19 protein-coding genes are annotated in these 20030 nt (G+C 71.1%); 9 read left to right on the top strand and 10 right to left on the bottom strand.

All coding sequences use genetic code 11. From position 1 onward, the window contains the following. Positions 1–102: 102 nt before the first annotated feature. Both DEJ09_RS05150 and DEJ09_RS05155 read left to right on the top strand, forming a co-directional pair. A complete protein-coding gene (locus tag DEJ09_RS05150; protein ID WP_216852363.1) occupies positions 103–900 on the top strand; it encodes a sigma-70 family RNA polymerase sigma factor in 798 nt (265 codons plus the stop codon). Then, positions 897–1139 (top strand): zf-HC2 domain-containing protein, encoded by a 243-nt coding sequence (locus DEJ09_RS05155; RefSeq protein ID WP_027465838.1) that lies wholly within the window; start codon positions 897–899, stop codon positions 1137–1139. Before DEJ09_RS05150 ends, DEJ09_RS05155 begins: the two co-directional genes overlap by 4 nt. Before the next feature lie 34 nt (positions 1140–1173). On the opposite strand, the gene DEJ09_RS05160 is transcribed toward DEJ09_RS05155, so the two are convergent. Then, positions 1174–2607, bottom strand: a complete 1434-nt coding sequence (locus DEJ09_RS05160) for a LamG-like jellyroll fold domain-containing protein (RefSeq protein ID WP_111087818.1) — start codon at positions 2605–2607, stop codon at positions 1174–1176. Between the two features lie 68 nt (positions 2608–2675). Further along, positions 2676–3254, bottom strand: coding sequence for a hypothetical protein (locus tag DEJ09_RS05165; protein ID WP_111038583.1), 579 nt, complete (start codon positions 3252–3254; stop codon positions 2676–2678). A gap of 114 nt (positions 3255–3368) precedes the next feature. Here DEJ09_RS05165 and DEJ09_RS05170 point away from each other — a divergent pair, with 114 nt between their 5' ends. Then, positions 3369–3809, top strand: a complete 441-nt coding sequence (locus DEJ09_RS05170) for a GNAT family N-acetyltransferase (RefSeq protein ID WP_027465835.1) — start codon at positions 3369–3371, stop codon at positions 3807–3809. A 75-nt stretch (positions 3810–3884) separates the two neighbouring features. Here the strand turns inward: DEJ09_RS05170 and DEJ09_RS05175 are convergent, their stop codons facing one another. Continuing rightward, positions 3885–7664, bottom strand: coding sequence for a multifunctional oxoglutarate decarboxylase/oxoglutarate dehydrogenase thiamine pyrophosphate-binding subunit/dihydrolipoyllysine-residue succinyltransferase subunit (locus tag DEJ09_RS05175; protein ID WP_181433268.1), 3780 nt, complete (start codon positions 7662–7664; stop codon positions 3885–3887). Positions 7665–7841: 177 nt separating this feature from the next. On the opposite strand from DEJ09_RS05175, the gene DEJ09_RS05180 reads away from it, so the two are divergent. After that, positions 7842–9281: a GuaB1 family IMP dehydrogenase-related protein gene (locus tag DEJ09_RS05180; protein WP_111054022.1), complete on the top strand. Its 1440-nt coding sequence runs from the start codon at positions 7842–7844 to the stop codon at positions 9279–9281. Between the two features lie 97 nt (positions 9282–9378). Here DEJ09_RS05180 and DEJ09_RS05185 read toward each other — a convergent pair whose 3' ends face one another. From DEJ09_RS05185 to DEJ09_RS05200, 4 genes are all read right to left on the bottom strand, one after another. After that, positions 9379–10416 carry a hemolysin family protein gene (locus tag DEJ09_RS05185; protein WP_027465832.1) on the bottom strand — a complete coding sequence of 346 codons (1038 nt, stop codon included), beginning with the start codon at positions 10414–10416 and terminating at the stop codon, positions 9379–9381. Then, positions 10413–11813: a hemolysin family protein gene (locus DEJ09_RS05190; RefSeq protein WP_111087819.1), complete on the bottom strand. Its 1401-nt coding sequence runs from the start codon at positions 11811–11813 to the stop codon at positions 10413–10415. The genes DEJ09_RS05185 and DEJ09_RS05190 overlap by 4 nt, the downstream gene beginning before the upstream one ends. A 156-nt stretch (positions 11814–11969) precedes the next feature. Then, complete coding sequence (locus DEJ09_RS05195) at positions 11970–13052, bottom strand: NADH:flavin oxidoreductase/NADH oxidase (protein ID WP_111087820.1); 1083 nt, start codon at positions 13050–13052, stop codon at positions 11970–11972. 9 nt (positions 13053–13061) lie between these two features. After that, on the bottom strand, positions 13062–13694 hold the full coding sequence (locus DEJ09_RS05200) for an HAD family phosphatase (RefSeq protein WP_071244826.1): 633 nt from the start codon (positions 13692–13694) through the stop codon (positions 13062–13064). Positions 13695–13718: 24 nt separating this feature from the next. On the opposite strand from DEJ09_RS05200, the gene DEJ09_RS05205 reads away from it, so the two are divergent. Beyond that, positions 13719–14579 carry an ADP/ATP-dependent (S)-NAD(P)H-hydrate dehydratase gene (locus DEJ09_RS05205; protein ID WP_111087822.1) on the top strand — a complete coding sequence of 287 codons (861 nt, stop codon included), beginning with the start codon at positions 13719–13721 and terminating at the stop codon, positions 14577–14579. A gap of 264 nt (positions 14580–14843) precedes the next feature. On the opposite strand, the gene DEJ09_RS05210 is transcribed toward DEJ09_RS05205, so the two are convergent. Beyond that, a complete protein-coding gene (locus DEJ09_RS05210) occupies positions 14844–15554 on the bottom strand; it encodes a YceI family protein (protein ID WP_111029191.1) in 711 nt (236 codons plus the stop codon). A gap of 83 nt (positions 15555–15637) precedes the next feature. Here DEJ09_RS05210 and DEJ09_RS05215 point away from each other — a divergent pair, with 83 nt between their 5' ends. Beyond that, complete coding sequence (locus tag DEJ09_RS05215) at positions 15638–16951, top strand: glycosyltransferase 87 family protein (RefSeq protein WP_111087823.1); 1314 nt, start codon at positions 15638–15640, stop codon at positions 16949–16951. Next, positions 16948–17256: a thiamine-binding protein gene (locus tag DEJ09_RS05220; protein ID WP_111087824.1), complete on the top strand. Its 309-nt coding sequence runs from the start codon at positions 16948–16950 to the stop codon at positions 17254–17256. Before DEJ09_RS05215 ends, DEJ09_RS05220 begins: the two co-directional genes overlap by 4 nt. Positions 17257–17259: 3 nt before the next feature. Here DEJ09_RS05220 and DEJ09_RS05225 read toward each other — a convergent pair whose 3' ends face one another. Continuing rightward, entirely contained in the window at positions 17260–17448 is a 189-nt protein-coding gene (locus DEJ09_RS05225; protein WP_146245673.1) for a hypothetical protein, read from the bottom strand. A 124-nt stretch (positions 17449–17572) separates the two neighbouring features. Here DEJ09_RS05225 and DEJ09_RS05230 point away from each other — a divergent pair, with 124 nt between their 5' ends. Both DEJ09_RS05230 and DEJ09_RS05235 read left to right on the top strand, forming a co-directional pair. Further along, entirely contained in the window at positions 17573–17752 is a 180-nt protein-coding gene (locus DEJ09_RS05230; RefSeq protein WP_111087826.1) for a hypothetical protein, read from the top strand. Positions 17753–17876: 124 nt separating this feature from the next. Then, positions 17877–19139, top strand: coding sequence for an MFS transporter (locus DEJ09_RS05235; protein ID WP_111087827.1), 1263 nt, complete (start codon positions 17877–17879; stop codon positions 19137–19139). A gap of 168 nt (positions 19140–19307) precedes the next feature. Here the strand turns inward: DEJ09_RS05235 and DEJ09_RS05240 are convergent, their stop codons facing one another. Then, a complete protein-coding gene (locus DEJ09_RS05240) occupies positions 19308–19979 on the bottom strand; it encodes a response regulator transcription factor (RefSeq protein ID WP_017888182.1) in 672 nt (223 codons plus the stop codon). Between the last annotated feature and the right edge of the window lie 51 nt (positions 19980–20030).

The following is a 20030-nucleotide window of genomic DNA, read 5'->3' on the forward strand; positions in this document are numbered from 1 at the left end:
TCAGTGGCGACAGCAACACTCGCACGAGAGCGGACCGGCACGGCAACCGTGCTGACCGCGGTGCCGACGACGCTCGGCACGCTCGGCCTAGACTTGGCGGCGATGACGACCGACGAACCGCAGGCAGCTCCGCACCACCTGGTCGACGAGACCGAGGTGCAGCTCGACGCCGTCGAAGAGGAGCACGAAGCCCTCGACGACGCCGCAGACGAGCCGGTGGACGCGAAGACCGTCTCCGAGGGGGAGCTGCGGTCCCTGTTCGAGGACCAGGCGCTGCCCTTCATGGACCAGCTCTACGGTGCGGCCATGCGGATGACCCGCAACCCGGCTGACGCGTCGGACCTGGTGCAGGAGACGTTCGTCAAGGCCTTCGCCGCGTTCCGCCAGTTCAAGCAGGGCACGAACCTGAAGGCCTGGCTGTACCGGATCCTCACGAACACGTTCATCAACACGTACCGCAAGAACCAGCGGAACCCGTACCAGGGCACCATCGACGAGCTCGAGGACTGGCAGCTCGGCGGCGCGGAGAGCGTCACCCAGTCGATCTCCGCCCGGTCCGCCGAGGCCGACGCGATCGACCACCTGCCGTCCTCCGCCGTGAAGGACGCCCTGCAGGCCATCCCGGAGGACTTCCGGATGGCCGTGTACTTCGCCGATGTCGAAGGCTTCTCGTACCAGGAGATCGCCGACATCATGAAGACCCCCGTGGGGACGGTCATGAGCCGCCTCCACCGTGGCCGCCGGCTCCTCCGTGGGCTCCTGGCGGACCACGCCCGTGAGACCGGCATCGTCCCGGACGCAGCGTCGACGGCGACGATGCGTGGACGGGGACGAGGCGCGGCACAGACGACGAAGGCAACCGCGGCCACGGGTCGCACCGGACGGAAGGACGCACGATGAGCGGCTGCGACTGCTCGAAGGCGAAGGCCGAGCTCGAGGAGTTCCTGCACGACGAGCTCCGCCACGAGGACGCCGCGGACATCCGCGAGCACATGGACGGCTGCGAGGACTGCCAGACCGAGCACCGCGTCGGCGTCGTGCTCATGGAGACCGTCCGTCGCGCCTGCAAGGAGACCGCTCCCGACCAGCTGCGCAGCGAGATCCTCGCGCGCATCCGGGTGGAGCAGGCGACGCACTGACGCCGCGCCGTCCGGGGCGAGCGGGTCTGCGGGATCATCTCCCTCGGGCGTGGTGCTCTCGGACGGCTGCGGGTGTCAGCAAGGTCGGGTGGACCCGTACGGTGTCGATCGACCCGACGAAGGTGTCGACGGTCGGTGTGTTCGGCCAGGTGGGGTCGATGAGCCCGTGGCCGGCTCGCCAGAACCCGTTGTACGACGCTGCGGATGCGACGTCGGTCCGTGCAGCGACCAGGGCGCCGTCGAGCCACAGCTCGAGCTGACCCGTGCGGAACTGTCCGACGGCGTGGTGCCACGACGAGTCGTCGACCCGGGCGGTGCTCTGCACGACCTTCGCGACCGTGCCGTCCCAGACCCCGAACACCAGGCGTCCGTCCGGTCCGGTGTAGAAGTTCCGGTCGTAGGCGCTCGTGGCGCCCGTCGCCCGCTGGGCGAAGCCGATGATCCGGCCCTGTCGGTCGGTCCGGAACCACAGTTCGAGCGCGAAGACCTGCGGCGCCGCTCCCGCGGCCTTCGTGTGGACCACGCCGTCGGCACCGGAGCTCGACCCGAAGCTGATGAACGGGTTCTGGTCACACGATCCGTCGACCCGGGTGACGCCGGCGCCGAGCGTCCCGTCCCGCCCGAGGCCCGACGTGTCCAGCACGGTGGGGCCGTTCTTCTCGGCGAAGTCCCACGCCAGTGACGTGCCGGGTGCCGGCTGGTGGAAGCACCCGAAGCCGCCGGTGCCGAGGGCCGAGGCGGTCCCGGTCGAGCCGCTGAACCCGGCGCCCGCGCCAGCGCCGGCTCCAGCGAGCAGGGTGAGGGTGATGGCCGCTGCCGTGAACACCGCGACCGGCGCGGAGGTCGACGTCGGGGTGGTGACGGTCGCGGTCCGGGGCTCCGCGACCACGGGCGAGTGGAGATCACGGCGCGGCGTGCCGCAGGTGCGGCAGGGGCGACCGGCGACGACGTCCCGATCAGCACGCCCGGCGACGACGAGCACGGCCGTGACGACGCCGGCCAGCAGCAGGGCGGTCCAGTCGCCCCCGCGGATCCAGACGCCCGGCAGCCCGATCCACGGGAACCGCAGCACCCCGACTCCGAGGACCGCCGCGGGTTCGACGGCCGTGCGGTCGGCCGTCGGGTTCGCGTCCCCGCGCAGACGCAGGCCCCCGTCCGGTTCGATGCGCTCGAGCCGGTGCAGACGGAGTCGATCCCGGTGGTCGGGGTCCTCGACGAGCAGCACCCGTCCGGCCTCGAGGCCGTCGGGTCCGACGGGCATCGCTGCGACGACGTCCCCGGTCCGGATGCCGGGGGCCATCGAGTCGGAGACGACCGTCGTGACGTGCCACCCGAACGCCGCGGGGAGCGACGCCCACAGTGCGAGCAGCAGCACCGACCAGAGGACCGTCCGTGCCGAGACCGCGAGGAGCAGCCGGGGCAGGTCGCAGACGCAGCGGACGTGACGGCGGGTGGCGACGTTCGGCATCGGCTGCTCCTCGGGTCGGGCGGGACGGGCGGGTCGGACGGTTCTGGCGGGACGGATCGGGACGGGGATCAGTCGGTCTGCGCTTCCCACACGAACGTGGTGCCGGCCTCGGACGACTGCACGGTGTTCGGCGCGCCCTCGCTCAGGTCGTAGCTGAAGCGGTAGGTCGTGCTCGCCGTGCCCGTCGTGGGCTTCCACGCGTCGACGCCGGTGCCGAAGGACTCGGACGCCATGAGGTCGGCGAGGGTCCCGTCGTGCACGGTCGTCCCCGTGAAGGTGCTGCAGTCGCCCGCGGTGCCGAGGCTGCCGCGCTCGACCGTCAGCCCGAGGTGCTCGGCGAGGGAGTCGGCGTCGGCTGCGTCTGCGGCGTAGAGCTTCACGGTCGAGGCGTTGGTGGTGTTCGCCGTCACCGTGATGCAGTTCGAGCCGGCGGAGCCGGGCACCAGGTCGTCGACGTCGAACATCGCGACGCCCTGGTCGTCGTCGGTGAGGGAGACGGCCCCGGTGCGCCAGCTGTTCGCGGCGTTGTCGGTGCTGCTCGAGAAGGCGGCGTACGAGGCCGTGGCGATGAGGGCACCGCTCGCGACGACGGCGAGCGGGAAGGCGATCCAGGCGGCGGTGCGGCCGTGGCGGGAGGTGATGTGCATGGCTGTCCTGTCGGTCGGTTCACCCGGCGGGTGATATGACAGCAGCGTATATGAATATCAGTTGTTATGGAACCCCGTCGCAACACGACCGACGGCCCGGGTAGGTTGGCCGACATGACCCTCTCCGTCGAGTCGACCACCACCTGGTCCGACACGGACGTCGCCGACGTCGCCGCCCTCGTCCGCCTGCTCGGTCACGACGTCGACGATGCGTCGATGCGCGCCCGCCTCGACCGGCTCACCCCCGAAGCCGGCCACCGCACCTGGGTGGTCCGGGGGGACGACGGCCGGGTCGTCGCGGTCGCCGGCGCGCAGGTCACGTGGGCGTACGCCAGCGACGAGCCGACGGCGCAGCTGCTGCTGCTGGTCGTCGACGACACGGCCAGGAGGCTCGGCACCGGTTCGGCGCTCATCGGCACGTTCGAAGCATGGGCGGTCGAGCAGGGCGCCCGTCGCCTCAGCGCCGTCAGTGCGGCCGCGACGGACAGCGCGCACCGGTTCTACCAGAAGCGCGGGTACCACGACGCCGGGGTGCGGTACACGAAGATCGCGTAGCGCCACCTTCCTGGCGAACGTCGAACCGCCCCGTGCAGGAGTCCCTCGGACTCCCGCACGGGGCGCTTCCCGTGACTAGGCCGACGCGCTCAGCGCCGTGTCGATGACGTCGGCGGCCTCCTGCGCGGAGCGCTTCGAGGACCCCGTGGCCGGTGCGGCACTCGCCGAGCGGGCCGCGACGGACAACGGGCGACCGCCCAGGTGCGGCGACAGGTTCATGCAGACGAACGGCCAGGCGCCCTGGTTCTCCGGCTCCTCCTGCGCCCACACGACGTCGGCGTCCGGGTAGCCCGCCAGGACCTCGAGGATGCGGTCGAGGGGGAGCGGGGCGAGCTGCTCGAGGCGGACGAGTGCGACGTCGGTGATGCCGCGCTTGTCGACCTCGGCACGCAGGTCGTGGTGCACCTTGCCGGAGTGCAGCACCACGCGGCGCACGGCGCCCTTGTCGGTGATCCGCGCGTCGTCCAGCACGGGCTCGAACGTTCCGGTCGTGAAGTCCTCGACCGCGCTCGTCGCCTGGCGGAGCCGGAGCATCGCCTTCGGGGAGAACACGACGAGCGGCTTCTGCGGACGGGCCCAGGCCTGCCGGCGGAGCAGGTGGAAGTACGACGCCGGGGTCGACGGTCGCGCGACGATCATGTTGTCCTCGGCGCACAGCTGCAGGTAGCGCTCGATGCGTGCCGACGAGTGGTCCGGCCCCTGGCCCTCGTACCCGTGCGGCAGCAGCAGGACGAGGCCGGAGCGCTGTCCCCACTTCTGCTCGGCGGACGAGATGAACTCGTCGATGACGATCTGGGCGCCGTTCGCGAAGTCGCCGAACTGCGCCTCCCAGAGCACGAGGGACTCGGGGCGCTCCACCGAGTAGCCGTACTCGAAGGCCATCGCCGCGTACTCGCTCAGCAGCGAGTCGTACACGTAGAACCGGGCCTGGTCCTCGGTGAGGTTCGACAGCGGCAGCCACTCCTGGCCGTTCACCCGGTCGTGGAACACCGACTGGCGCTGGACGAAGGTGCCGCGGCGGGCATCCTGTCCGGCGAGGCGGACGGGCTTGCCCTCGACCAGGATCGAGCCGATCGCCATGAGCTCGGCCATCGCCCAGTCGATGCCGCCGTTGCGCGTCATCTCGGTGCGCTTGGTCAGCAGCTGCTGCAGCTTCGGGTGGATGGAGAACCCGGCGGGCGGGTTGCTGTGCGCGTCGCCGATCGCCCGGACGAGCTCCTCGGACACGGCGGTCTCGTGCACCTCGACCTCGGAGTCGTCGCGCTGTGCGGCCGGGCGTTCGAGCCCCTGCACCGCACCGTCGTCGTCGACCTCGATGACCGGGATGGTGCCGGTCTGTGCCTCGTGCGTCTCGGCGAAGGCGCGTTCCAGGCGGTCCTGGAAGTCGCGGTGCGCCTCGTCGTACTCCTCTTGCGTGATGTCACCACGGCCGACGAGGGCCTCGGTGTACAGCGTGCGGACGGAGCGCTTCGCCTCGATGAGGTTGTACATCAGCGGCTGCGTCATCGAGGGGTCGTCGCCCTCGTTGTGCCCACGGCGGCGGTAGCAGATCAGGTCGATCACGACGTCGCGGTGGAACTCCTCGCGGTACGCGAAGGCGAGTTCGGCGACGCGGGCGACGGCCTCGGGGTCGTCACCGTTCACGTGGAAGATCGGCGCCTGGATCGTCTTCGCGACGTCGGTGGAGTACACCGAGCTGCGCGCCGACTCGGGCGGGGTGGTGAACCCGACCTGGTTGTTGATGACGAGGTGGACCGTGCCGCCGGTGCGGTACCCGCGGAGCTGCGACATCTGCAGCGTCTCGACGACCACGCCCTGGCCGGCCATCGCCGCGTCGCCGTGCACGAGCACGGGGAGCACACCGAAGCTGCCGGGGGCCTCGCGGTCCTGCTTGGCGCGGACGATGCCCTCGAGCACGCCGTCGACGGCTTCGAGGTGCGACGGGTTCGCGGCGATCGTCACCGGGATGCTCGAGCCGTCGGACGTGCGGAACACGCCCTCGGTGCCGACGTGGTACTTCACGTCGCCGGAGCCCTGACCGGACACCGTGCCCGGCAGCGAGGACCCCTCGAACTCACGGAAGATCTGCCCGTAGGTCTTGCCGGCGATGTTCGTCAGGACGTTCAGGCGGCCACGGTGGGCCATGCCGATCGCGACCTCGGCCAGTCCGGCTCCGGCGGCGTGCTGGATCAGGGTGTCGAGGAAGGCGATGGTGGACTCGCCGCCCTCGAGCGAGAAGCGCTTCTGGCCGACGTACTTGGTCTGCAGGAAGGTCTCGAACGCCTCGGCCTCGTTGAGCTTGCCGAGGACGCGGAGCTGCTCGTCCTTCGAGGGCTTCGAGTACGGCACCTCGATGCGCTCCTGCACCCAGCGACGCTGTTCCGGGTCCTGGATGTGCATGTACTCGATGCCGACCGTGCGGCAGTAGGCGTCGCGCAGGATCCCGAGGACGTCGCGCAGCGGTGCCGAGGTGGTGCCGGCGAGCCCACCGGTGACGAACTCGCGGTCGAGGTCCCAGAAGGTCAGCCCGTGGCTCTCGATCTCGAGGTCGGGGTGCGTGCGCTGGCGGTACTCGAGCGGGTCGATGTCGGCCATCAGGTGCCCACGGACGCGGAAGCTGTTGATGAGCTCCTGCACGCGGGCGGTCTTGTTCACCCGGTGGGCCAGGTCGACGTTGATGTCGTTCGCCCACTGGATCGGCTTGTACGGGATCCGGAGCGCGGCGAAGATGCCGTCGTAGAAGCCGTGCTCGCCGATCAGGCGCTCGTGCACGTGCTTGAGGTACTCACCCGAACCGGCGCCCTGGATGACGCGGTGGTCGTAGGTGCTCGTCAGGGTGATGGTCTTGCCGATGCCGAGCTCGACCAGGGTCTTCGACGCCGAGCCCTGGAACTGCGCCGGGTACTCGAGGGCGCCGGCGCCGATGATCGAGCCCTGCCCCTTCGTCAGACGGGGGACCGAGTGCACGGTGCCGATGCCGCCCGGGTTGGTGAGCGAGATCGTCGTGCCCTGGAAGTCCGCCGGGGTGAGCTTGTTGTCGCGGGCACGCTTGACGAGGTCCTCGTAGGCGGAGAGGAACTGGCCGAACGTCAGGGTCTCCGCGCGCTTGATGCTCGGTACCAGGAGCGAGCGGGTGCCGTCCTTCTTCGGGACGTCGATCGCGATGCCGAGGTTCACGTGCGCCGGGGCGACGACGAACGGCTTGCCGTCGCGCTCCTCGTAGTAGACGTTCTGGCTCGGGAAGTCCTTGATCGCCTGCACCATCGCCCACCCGATCAGGTGCGTGAAGGAGATCTTGCCGCCGCGGGCGCGTCGCAGGTGGTTGTTGATGACGATCCGGTTGTCGATCATCAGCTTCGCCGGGATCGTCCGGACGCTCGTGGCGGTCGGGACGGTCAGCGAGGCGTCCATGTTCGACGCCAGCGTCTTGGCCATGCCCCGGAGCGGGGTCGCCACGTCCTCGTGGGTCTCCTCGTGGTCGTCGGCGGCGTCGTTCGCCTCGGCCGGGATCGGCTGCGGCGCCGGCTGACGCGAGGTGGTCTTCGCCTGGATCGGGCCCGACTTCGCCTCGCCCGGGGTGTCCCCGGTGGCCGGCTGCTGCGTCGACGACTGCTGCTGCTGGGCGGGTGCCTGCTGGGCCGGTGCCGGCTGCGCCGGCGCCTGCTGCGCGGGGGAGCCCGCCGGAGCCGGAGCGTCACCGACCTGCGTGCGGTGGTAGCTCTCGAGGACCGGCCACCAGGACTTGTCGACCGACTCCTTGTCCGCGACGAACTGCTCGTAGAGCTCGTCGACGAGCCACTCGTTCGCCCCGAATTCGCCCGCGGTCTCGTCCGTTCCGGTCAGATGGCTCGACACAGCCGATCGCCCACTCTCCGTCGATAGATGCTCGTGTGTGTCGTGCGGAGCAACCCTGCGCCGCACAGGTGCCAAGCCTAGCCGCTCCGACATGTCCGTTCCGTGTCAGCCGCGGCGCGAGTCGGCAGCCCCCGAGCACCCGGTCGGGGCCCTGACGGGAGCCGTACAGTGGAGCGCATGAGGTTCTACGAGACGCGGCCGACGCACGACCTGACCTACTCCGACGTCTTCCTCGTCCCGAGCCGTTCGGGCGTGACGAGCCGCTTCGACGTCGACCTCGCGGCGAACGACGGCAGCGGTGCCACGATCCCGATCGTCAGCGCCAACATGAACTCCGTCACCGGCCCCCGGCTCGCCGCAACCCTGGCCCGCCGCGGTGGTCTGGGCGTGCTGCCGCAGGACATGCACCTGCAGGACCTCGACGCCGCGATCCGCTGGGTGAAGGACCAGCCGGTCGACTTCGACACCGCCTACGACATGGGTGCGCAGACCACCGTCGCCGAGGCTCTCGAGCAGCTCCTGCCGGTGGCCGGCCGTGGTGTGGTCGTCCGCGACGCCGACGGCGAGTACCTCGGCTGCGTGCCCGCGACCCGTCTCGGCACCGCCGGCCCCGACGCCGTCCTCGGTGACCTGCTGCACGGCGCCTCGACCGCGATCGACGCCGAGGACGCCGGCACACCCCGCCACGTGTACGACGTGCTCTCGGCCGCCGAGGTCGACTTCGCGCCGGTCATGCGGCACGGCCGGGTCGTCGGGACCACGAGCCAGACGAGCGCGATCCGCTCCGACATCTACACGCCCGCCGTCGACGCTTCCGGCCGGCTCCGGGTCGCCGCCGCGCTCGGCATCAACGGCGACGTCGCGGCCAAGGCCAAGGCGCTGGCCGCCGCGGGCGTGGACGTCCTGGTCCTCGACACCGCGCACGGCCACCAGGACGGCATGCTCCGCGCACTCCGCACGGTCGCGTCGCTGCAGCTCGGCATCCCGCTCGTCGCCGGCAACGTCGTCACCGCCGACGCCGTCGCGCACCTGGTCGGGGCCGGAGCGGACATCATCAAGGTCGGCGTCGGACCGGGCGCCATGTGCACCACCCGCATGATGACGGCCGTCGGTCGCCCGCAGTTCTCCGCCGTGCTCGAGACCGCCGCGGCTGCCCGCTCGCTCGGTGCGCACGTCTGGGCGGACGGCGGGGTGCGCTACCCGCGCGACGTCGCCCTCGCGCTGGCAGCCGGGGCGTCCGCCGTCATGATCGGCTCGTGGTTCGCCGGCACGCTCGAGGCCCCCGGTGTCCTGCGCCGCGACGCCGCCGGCAAGGCGTACAAGGAGAGCTGGGGCATGGCCTCGGCGAAGGCCGTCCGCGAGCGCTTCGAGCGGCTCGACCCGTACGAGCGGGCCCGCAAGGCGCTCTTCGCCGAGGGGATCTCGTCGTCGACGATCTACCTCGACCCGGAGCGCCCGAGCGTCGAGGACCTGCTCGACATGATCACCACCGGCGTCCGCAGCTCCGCCACCTACGCGGGCGCGTCGTCCCTCGCCGAGTTCTCCGAGCGGGCGCTGGTCGGCATCCAGTCCGCCGCCGGGTACGAGGAGGGCAAGCCCCTGCCCGTCAGCTGGTAGTGCGGACGGGGCGTGCGTCGCCCTGGTCGCGATCACGGACGGACTGGAGGCGCGGTGCCAGCTGGCACCGCGCCTCCAGTCCGTCCTTCCGCTGCGTCTACCGGCGTCGGGTCGCGTCCTCGACCTCGCCCACCAGCTCTTCGAGGATGTCCTCGAGGAACAGCACGCCGATCGTGCGGCCGTCCGCGTCGAAGGCGCGGGCCACGTGGCGCCCGGCGGCCCGCATGGTCGCGAGCGCGTCCTCGAGGTCCATCTCGGTGTAGAGCGAGATGAGCTGGCGGATGCGCTTCGGCGGCACCGGGTCGTCGAACTCGTCCGGTCGCAGGTCGATGACGTCCTTCACGTGCACGTAGCCGGTGGGGGAGCCGTCCTCGCCGACGAGCACGTAGCGGGAGAACCCGCGCTGTGCCACGGCGTGCTCGACGTCGGCCGGGGTGGCGTCGTCGGGCAGGGTGACGAGTTCGGCCATCGGCACGGCGACGTCACGGACCTTCTTCTCGGTGAACTCGAACGCCAGGGCGAGCTTGCCGTCGTCGGTCAGGGTGCCCTCGCGGCGTGACTGCTCCACGATGGTCTGCACCTCCTCCACCGTGAAGGCGCTCACCGCTTCGTCCTTGGGCTCGACGCGGAACAGCCGCAGCACGGCGTTCGCGACCTCGTTCAGGCCGACGATGACCCAGTGCAGGCCGTGACCGATGTACCAGAGCGTCGGGACGAGCAGCAGTGCGGCGCGGTCCGGCATCGAGAACGAGATGTTCTTCGGCACCATCTCGCCGAACACCACGTGCAGGAACGACACGAGCAGCAGCGTGAACACGAAGGCCACGGTGCCGATCACCTCGGCGCTCCAGCCCGTCAGGTGCAGCGGGACCTCGAGCAGGTGGTGGATCGCCGGCTCGGACACGTTCAGGATGAGCAGCGAGCAGACCGTGATGCCGAGCTGGGTCGTCGCGAGCATGCGGGTGGCGTGCTCCATGGCCCACAGGGTCATCTGCGCGGCCTTGGAGCCTTCTTCTGCGCGCGGTTCGATCTGGGAGCGGCGTGCGGAGATGACCGCGAACTCGGCCGCGACGAAGTACGCGTTGCCCATCAACAGGACGACGAGCCAGAAGATGCCCCACCAGTCGGAGCTCATCGGGTGCTGCCCTTCGTCGTGGTGGCCGCGGCCTTCGTGGTGGTCGGGGTGCTCTTGGTGGACGGGATGATGATCGCGGTCGCCGCCGTGTCGGTCGACGGGCGCGTCGGGGTCCAGCGGATGCGGTCGATCCGACGGCCGTCCAGTCGTTCGACGCGGAACACGCCGCCGTCCAGTGGCACTTCGTCGCCGACGACGGGCAGGCGGCCCAGCGTCGACATGACGAACCCGCCGACGGTCTCGTACGGGCCCTCCTCGGGCACCTTCACGCCGGCGCGGTCCTCGAGCTCGTCGGGACGCAGCAGACCGGGGAAGGTCAGCCAGTCGCGGGAGCGGACCACGTCGATGCGGGCGCGGTCGTGCTCGTCGGAGACCTCGCCGACGATCTCCTCGATCAGGTCCTCGAGCGTGACGACCCCGGCGGTGCCGCCGTACTCGTCGACGACGATGACCATCTGGTAGCCGCGACCGCGGACCTCGGCGAGCAGGGTGTCGCCGGGCATGGTCTCCGGCACGCGTTCGGCGTCGGTCATGAGTGCCCCGACGGGGACCTCCGGACGCTTCTCGCGCGGCACGGCGACGGCCTGCTTGACGTGCACGATGCCGACGACGTCGTCCGCGTCCTCCTCGATGACGGGGAAGCGGCTGAAGCCGGTCTTGCGGGCGAGGGCGATGACGTCCTCGGCGGACTCGGACACGCGGATGGTGGAGAGCCGCGGGCGCGGGGTCATCACGTCGCTGGCGCTCAGCTCGGAGAACGAGATGGTGCGCTCGAGGAGCGTCGCGGTGTCCTGCTCGAGCGAGCCCTCGGACGCCGACCGGCGCAGCAGCGAGGTGAGTTCCTCGGCGCTGCGGGCACCGGAGAGTTCCTCCTGCGGCTCGATGCCCAGCGACCGGAGCACGGCGTTCGCGGTGCCGTTCAGCAGCGCGACGGCGGGCTTGAAGACCGTCGTGAACGCGATCTGCAGCGGGACCACGAGCCTGGCGGTCTGCAGGGGCAGCGCGAGCGCGAAGTTCTTCGGCACCAGTTCGCCGAGGATCATCGACAGCAGGGTCGCGATGACGAGCGCCACGATCGAGCCGACGGTCTCGACGATGCCCTCTGGCAGGTTCATCGCCAGGAACGGCGCCTCGAGCAGCTTCGCGATCGAGGGTTCGAGCAGGTAGCCGGTCAGCAGCGTGGTCAGCGTGATGCCGAGCTGTGCGCTGGACAGGTGCGTCGAGGTGACCTTCAGCGCGCCGATGACCGGTGCGAGGCCGGCTTCACCGCGGTCGCGCCGCGCTTCGACGTCGGCGCGGTCGAGGTTGACCAGCGCGAACTCGGACGCGACGAAGACACCCGTGCCGAGGGTCAGCAGGATGCCGCCGATCAGCATGACGATGTCGATCGGACTCATGATTCACCCCCGTTCGCGCACAGGGATGACGTGCAGCTCACCGAGTGAGCGGCCGATGAGTGAGGCGAAGAACTATTCGGGGGATCGTCCACAGTGCTGCCAATCGTACTGCCTGCGCGGTCGCCGGACCGTGAATCCGTACAGAACCGACCGCGCCTAGGCCGTGATCCGCGCGCGGTGGTACTGCTGCGGCTCGTAGTCGACCGGCACGCGGAGTTCGACGGCGGCACGGAGCGCGAACGACGGGTCGCGGAGCATCTCGCGACCGATCATCACGACGTCGGCCAGGCCGGTCGCGACGATCTGCTCGGCCTGGAACGCCTCGGAGATCATGCCCACGGCGATCGTCGGGATGCCGGCGTCGCGCTTGATCGCCGCGGCGTGCGGCACCTGGTAGCCGGGGCCGACCGGGATCGGCGCGCTCGCGACGTTGCCGCCGGTCGACACGTCGGCCAGGTCGGCACCGTGCTCCGCGGCCCAGCGGGCGACGACCGTGGTCTCGTCGAGCGTGAGCCCGCCGTCGACCCAGTCGGTGGCCGAGAACCGGACGACGATCGGGAAGCCCTCGCCGACCTCGGCGCGCACGGCGTCGACGACCTCGAGCAGCGCGCGGGCACGGTTCTCGAGCGCGCCGCCGTACTGGTCGGTGCGCTGGTTGCTCAGCGGCGAGAGGAACTGGTGCAGCAGGTAGCCGTGGGCCGCGTGGATCTCGACCAGGTCGAACCCGGCCTCCACCGCGCGGCGGGCGGACTGCGCGAAGGCGAGGGCGACGACGCGGATGTCCTCGACCGCGAGCTCGCGCGGGACGTCGTAGCCGTCGAAGGCCACGGCCGACGGCGCGACCGTGGTCCAGCCGCCCTGGTCGGCGGGGACGGTGCCGTGCGTGGTGTCCCAGGGGCGGTAGGTCGACGCCTTGCGCCCGGCGTGCGCGAGCTGGATACCCGCCGCGGCGCCCTGCTCGTGCAGGAAGTCGACGATCGGCTTGAACGCGTCGCGCTGCTGGTCGTTCCACAGCCCGAGGTCCTGCGGGGTGATCCGTCCCTCGGGCACGACGCCCGTCGCCTCGACGACGACCGCGCCGGCGCCGCCCTTGGCGAACCCGCCCAGGTGCACGAGGTGCCACGGCGTCGGGACGCCGTCCTGCTGGTCCACCGAGTACTGGCACATCGGGGAGACCCAGATGCGGTTGCGGACGGTCAGGTCACGGACGGTGATCGGGTCGAACAGGGCGTGCGTCACGCGGGCTCCTCAGAGGACGGGTGCCGGCGCCTCGGCCAGTTCCGTCAGGAACGACCGCAGTGACGCCGGCGACGTGTAGTGGTGGCCGACCGCCCCGATCGCTTCCGCACCGGTGGCGTTCTCGGCCCTGTTGTCCACGAACACCATCTGACCCGGGTCGATTCCCAAGCGCGCACAGGTGTCGCGGTAGATGGATGCCGCGGGCTTCAGGACGTGCTCCTCGGCGCTCACCACGACGGTCTCGAACAGCGAGCCCATCGGGGAGCGGCGGTACGGGTCGCCGAAGTCGAAGCCCGCGTTCGAGAGCAGGGCGACACGGGTGCCGGCGTCGTGCAGCTCCTCGACGATCTCGAGGGTCTCCGGCTCGACCTCGAACCACCCGGTGAAGTCGATCGCCCAGAACCGGTGGATCTCGGAGATGCTCCAGGTCCGTCCGGTCCGTTCCGCGATGGCACGCCAGTACGCCACGACGGACAGGTCGCCGCGGTCCAGGTCGTGCCGGAGCTCCTGGTACACCGGGAACAGCTCGTCGGCCGGGACCCCGGTGGCGGCCACGAGGGCGTCCCGCGAGGCGTGCGGCGTCCGGCTGATCACCTCGCCGTAGTCGAAGACCACCACGCGACCAGGCAGGAACAGGCTCATGCGCTCCACCGTAACGTGGGGCCGGTGAACGACTTCGTGCCCGTCCGACCGTCCGATGCCGCCGCGTGGGTCACCGCGCCGACGGGGGAGTCCACCAAGTACCGCCGCGGGGTGCTCGGCGTCGCGACCGGGTCCGACCAGTACCCCGGCGCCGCGGTGCTCGGGGTCGACGCCGCCGTGCACACCGGCGTCGGCATGGTCCGGTACGTCGGACCCGCACGTGCCACCGACCACGTGCTCACCCGCCGCCCCGAGGTCGTGTCCGGCGTCGGACGCGTGCAGGCCTGGCTCGTCGGCTCCGGGATCTCGGCGCCGACGCTCGGTGACCTGGACGAGACGACGGCGGCGGGCTTCTCGCACGCGTCCGACGACGGCGTCCCGGTCGTCGTCGACGCCGGGGCGATCCCGCTCGTCGACCTCGGGCCGCTCGCCGTGCTCACCCCGCACGCCGGTGAGCTCGCTTCGTTCCTGGGGGCCGACCGCGCCGAGATCGAGCAGGACCCGGCCGCCGCGGCGCTCCGTGCGGCGGAGCAGACCGGCAGCGTCGTGCTGCTGAAGGGGGAGCGGACCCACGTGGTCACCCCGGACGGGTCGGTGCGGCTCGTGGCGTCCTCGGCGACGCCGTGGCTCGCGGCGGCCGGTGCCGGGGACGTGCTGGGCGGGGTCCTCGGGGCGCTCGTCGCCGCGCGGCAGGGCTCCGTCGAGGCGGCCGGTTCGTCGCTCACGCCGTCGGACCTCGCGCACCTGGCCGCGTCGGCCGCGGTGGTGCACGGGCTCGCGGCGCGGCGGGCGTCCGGCGGCGGACCGTTCCCGATGACGACGCTCATCGCCGAGCTGCCGGGGGTCGTGCGGGACCTGGTCGTGGACGGGGACGCGCGCGGCTAGCGGTCGGTGCGCGTGCACCTTCCGACGATCCACGAGGGGATCGACGCGTGTTCTGTCGAAGGATGCGCACGCAATGGATTCGTGCGCATGTTCCGACGGGACACCACGGGTTCGACAGGTGCAAGGTCGCAACATGCGCACGCATCAGCCAGCGGGTGCGGCTCCAGGACGCGACGACGGACGGACGGGAGGCGCGGTGCCAGCTGGCACCGCGCCTCCCGTCCGTCGGCGGGCACGTCACGGGCGTGACGCGCGTCGCGGACGTCAGCTCGCGGGGGTCGCGTGCACCAGGAACTCGACGGAACCCGCGTCGTCGACCTTGACGAACCCCAGGCTCGGGGCCTGCACGCCGTAGTCCGAGAAGGTGATCGGGACCGAACCGGAGATGTCGACGCCGTCGCCGTTCAGGCCGACCTGCAGCTTTGCGGTGACGTCCTTCGTGACGCCGTGCAGGGTGAGCTTCCCCGGAGCCGTCACGGTCGTCGTGTCGGAACCGCTCGGGACCGCGTCGGCGATCGGTCCGGTGAGTTCGAAGGTGGCCTCGGGGAAGGCCGCCGCGTCCATCGCGGAGTCGCGGAAGTAGGCGTCGCGCTGGTCGGAGTCGGTGGTGATGTCGGCGACCTGCACCGTGATCTTCGCCGCAGTGATGCTCGTGCCGTCGACGGTCGCGGTGCCGGAGACGCTGTCGGTGCGGCCGGTGACGGTGACGTCGGAGCCGTTCAGGACCTCGTGGACGCGGTACCCGGCTTCCGAGTCGCCGCCGACCGTCCACTCGCCGGACAGGTCCGTGTCGTCGAGGGTGGAGGCTTCGCGGGTGGCGGCGACGGACGGCGCGGCCGAGGCCTTCGCGTTCTCGTTGCTCGTGTAGACGTTCGTGAAGACCACCGCGCCCACGACGCCGAGGACGACGACGGCGGCGATGACGGAGATCCAGATGACGGCCTTGCGGCGCTTGCGCGGGGTGTCGGAGGTCACGAGCAGAACGGTGACACGTCATGCTCGGGAGACCCTGAGTCCGTGGCAGCGATCGGACCCGGTCCGGCCGCTACGCTCGTCCGGTGCAGAGGACCTCGACCCGGTGGCTCGAACTCGCCGGCTTCGTCCTGGCGTTCGTCGCCGTGCACGGGTTCCTGTGGTGGCTGACCCTCGTGTCGGCGAACTTGCCGCTCGGTGACGTGACCATCACCTACAGCCGCTGGATCGAGACCGGGCGGACCGCGGACTTCTGGGTCGGCATCGACGGCGCCTGGGTGTACCCGATCCTGGCGATCGTGCCGATGGCCGCGGCGGCCCTCGGGGGCGTCGCGTCGATCGGCACGGGCTGGTTGCTGCTGATGGTGCTGCTCGATGCCGCGGCGTGCGCGTTCCTGTGGCGGTTCCGGGCGCGTGTGGGGTCGTCCGACCGCTTCGGCGTGCACGGCGTGCGGGTCGTCTGGTGGTGGCTGCTGTTCCTGCTCGCGCTCGGGCCGATCGCGCTCGGTCGGATCGACACCGTCGCGACGGTGTTCGCGCTGGTGGGCGTGGCGTTCGTGGCCTCGAGGCCGGCCGTCGCGTCCGCGCTCTTCACCGCCGGTGCCTGGACGAAGGTGTGGCCCGCGGCGCTCGTCGCGGTGCTGCTGCTCCTGCGTCGCGGACACCGACGGGGTGTGCTCGCCGGAGCCCTGGTGCTGAGCGCCCTGATCGTGCTCGTCGACGTGCTGTGGGGCGGTGCGCCGTACCTGCTGTCCTTCGTCGGTGAGCAGACCGGCCGTGGGCTGCAGATCGAGTCACCGCTCGCGACGCCCTTCATGTGGGCCGCAGCGTTCGGCGTCCCGGGTGCAGCGGTGTTCTACGACCAGGAGATCCTGACCTTCGAGGTGTCCGGTGCCGGCACGTCCGCGGCCGCCGCGGTGTCGACGCCGCTGATGGCCGTCGTCGTGGTGGCCGGGGTGGTGCTCGCGCTCTGGGCCGCGCGCCGGGGTGCCCGTCGGGCCGAGCTCGCGCCGGTCCTCGCGCTGCTGTTCGTCGCGGCGCTCATCGCGACGAACAAGGTGGGGTCGCCGCAGTACATCGGCTGGTTCGCGGTGCCGATCGTGTGGGGGCTGGCCGCCGGCACCCCCAGTGCGCGCCGGTTCGTGCCGATCGCGGTGACCGCGCTGCCGATGGCGCTGCTCACGCAGGTGATCTACCCGGGGTACTACGACCAGTTGCTCGGCGTGCAGCCGTGGATCCTCGTGGTGCTCACGGTCCGGAACGTGCTCGAGGTGGCGATCCTGGTGTGGAGCGTCGTCGTGCTGGTGCGGATGGGGCGGGCTGCGGGGTCCGGACGGGTGTCGGCGCGCTCGTCGCCGTCCGTGCGCGACCAGCCCGAGCCGGGCAGGATGGACGCATGATCGTCGCCTTCTCCGTCGCTCCGTCCGGTGGTCCCGCTGCAACGTCCGACGGGTCCGTGCACGACGCCGTCGCGGCCGCTGTCCGCGTGGTGCGCGAGAGCGGGTTGCCGAACCGCACCTCGTCGATGTTCACCGAGATCGAGGGGGAGTGGGACGACGTCATGGACGTCGTCAAGCGCGCCACCGAGGCCGTCGGTGCGTACGGCACGCGGGTGTCGCTCGTGCTCAAGGCCGACATCCGACCCGGGCACACCGGCGAGATCGACGGCAAGCTCGAACGGCTCGAGGCCGCGCTCGGCGAGTAGCGGTCAGCGGCGCCGACGCGGACGCCTGCGGCGACGGGGATCGGTGCCGAGGACCGCGGCGACCGTCAGTAGGACGAGGCCGGCGACCGCGAACACCACGACGATGACGATCCCGATCGGGTCGGTCGCGTCCTCGCAGTTCGCGGGCGCGCCGGCGGCGCAGGAGGCCAGGACGGTCGTGACGCTGGGCACGTCGTCATCCTGCACCGCAGCGTCGCCCGACACGCCGGAGCGGTCCCTCGGATGTCGGTGGCCGGGTGTCTCATGGTCTGCATCGAGCCACTTCCGGTGGCCCCGAGACGATGAGGAGCGCGTGATGATGCACGACGGCTGGTGCCCCGACTGCGACCTGCGAACGGTCGTCATCGACACGGACGAACAGGGCGAGAACGCCTGGGCGACCTGCGCGGAGTGCGGCACCGGATGGGTGCACCGCGACGAGCTGCCCGAGCAGACCACCGCACGGACCCGCACCCCGGAGCGCCAGGCGGCCTGAGCTCCCGCGGGCTTTCGTTGGTCCGTTGGAGCGGTCTACACTCGACGGACCAGGACATCACGGCCGCCCCGTCCGGTGGGGTGCTGCACCGTCGTCCCGCTCCGCCCGCACGAGAACAGGCCCCATGTCACAGCTCACGCCTGCGCGTCGCACCCTCGCGCTCATCTCGCTCGCCCTCGGCGGGTTCGCCATCGGCTCGACGGAGTTCGTCGCGATGGGGCTGCTGCCGAACATCGCGCAGGCCCTGCTCCCCGAGCAGTACGGCATCGACCCCGACGCGGGGATCGCCCACGCCGGCTGGCTCGTCAGCGCGTACGCCCTCGGGGTGGTGGTCGGTGCGCCGACCATCGCGGCGATGTCCGCCCGGTTCCCGCGCAAGGGCCTGATCCTCGTGCTGCTCGTCGGGTTCGTCGTCGCGACGATCGCGAGCGCGCTGCTGCCCTCGTTCGGTCTGGTGCTCGTCGCCCGCTTCGTCGCGGGCCTGCCGCACGGCGCCTACTTCGGCATCGCGTCGATCGTCGCCGGCGACATGATGGGCCCGGGCAAGCGCGGCAAGGGCATCGCCATGGTGCTGCTCGGCCTGTCGGTCGCGAACGTCGTCGGCGTCCCGGCGATCACGTGGGTCGGACAGGTGGCCGGGTGGCGGGTCGCCTACGGTGTCGTCGCCGCGCTGTTCGCCCTGACGTTCCTGGCCGTCGCGGCCTTCGTGCCGAAGAGCGCCCGCGACGAGCACGCCACGATCGGCCGTGAGCTCCGGGCATTCCGCGTGCCGCAGGTGTGGATCGTGATGGGCCTCGGCGCCGTCGGGTTCGGCGGGTTCTTCGCGGTCTACTCGTACATCTCCCCGCTCGTGCAGAACGTCACCGGCATGCCCGAGTCGTTCGTGCCGATCGTGCTCGTCGTCGTGGGCATCGGCATGGTCGTCGGCGGGGTGCTCGGCGGACACCTGGCCGACCACAGCGTGAAGCGCACGATCTACGTCGGCATGTTCGCGCTCATCGGCGCACTGCTCATCACCGTCCTGACGGCGCAGTGGCTCTGGGGCATGCTGCTCGGCGCGTTCCTGCTCGGTGCGACCTCGTCGGCGATCCCGCCGGCGGTGCAGTCGCGCCTGATGGACGTCGCCGGCGATGCCCGCACGATCGCGGCGGCTCTGAACCACTCGGCGTTCAACATCGGCAACTCGATCGGTGCGGCCCTGGGTGGCGCCGTCATCGCCGCCGGCTTCGGGTTCCTCGCACCGGGCTGGCTCGGCATCGGCCTCGCGCTGCTCGGCGTCCTGGTGACGATGGTCAGCTACGCGGTCGAGCGGCGGAGCACCCGTCGCGCCGCGGTCCGCTCCTCACCGTCCACCGGCCCGATCACCGCACCGGTCCCGACGGCCTGACACGCGGGGTGCGCGCACGCACCCACCGGACGGGAGGCCCGTGGCGACGCCGCCACGGGCCTCCCGTCCGTCACGTGGCGCGGAAGACCGCCCCGAGTGAGCAGAAGACGTCGGGTTCCGTGACGGGACCCGACGTCTTCTGCTCACTCGATGCGCGACGAGCGCGCGCTACAGGCCCAGGGGGCTGCCGTCCTGCACGATGATGCCGTCGGTGATCGCACGCTTCCGCAGCGCGACCTTCGTGCCCACGTCGAAGCCGGCGACGCGGTACTTCTCGCGGATGCGCTTGAGGTAGCTCTTCGCGGTCTCCTCGGAGATGCCGAGCTGGTAGGCGACGCTCTTGACGGGCTCGCCACCGCCGTACAGGGCCATCACGCGACGCTCCTGGGCGCTGAGCTTCGGGACACCGCCGACGTCACCGCTGTTGATGGCGAGGTCGAGCTCGGCCGAGACGTACTGCTCGCCGCGCTGGGCGGAGCGGATCGCCTCGACGATCATGTCGGCGTCCTCGCTCTTGACCAGGTACCCGAGCGCGCCGGCACCGAGGGCCTCGCGCACGACGTTCGGCTCCGAGTACGTGCTCATCACGACGGTCTTGACGCCCGCGGTCTTGAGCGTCGAGATCTTCAGCGACACCGGGATGGAGTCCTTGAGGTCCAGGTCCAGCAGCACCACGTCGACCGGGAACGCCGGGCTCGTCAGGAGCTCGGGCCAGGTCGTGACGGCGGCGACCAGGGTGATGTCGTCGGCCGCGTTCCGGATCCACTCCGTGAGCGCGCCGAGGAGCATCCTGTGGTCGTCGACCAGTGCGAGTCGGATCGGTTCCTCTGGAGTCGCCATGCTGGCGTCCTTTCTCGGTGCGGATTGCTCGGCTGATCCTAGGAGGATGCG

Source organism: Curtobacterium sp. MCLR17_055 (genome assembly GCF_003234305.1).
Classification (GTDB): Bacteria; Actinomycetota; Actinomycetes; order Actinomycetales; family Microbacteriaceae; genus Curtobacterium; species Curtobacterium flaccumfaciens.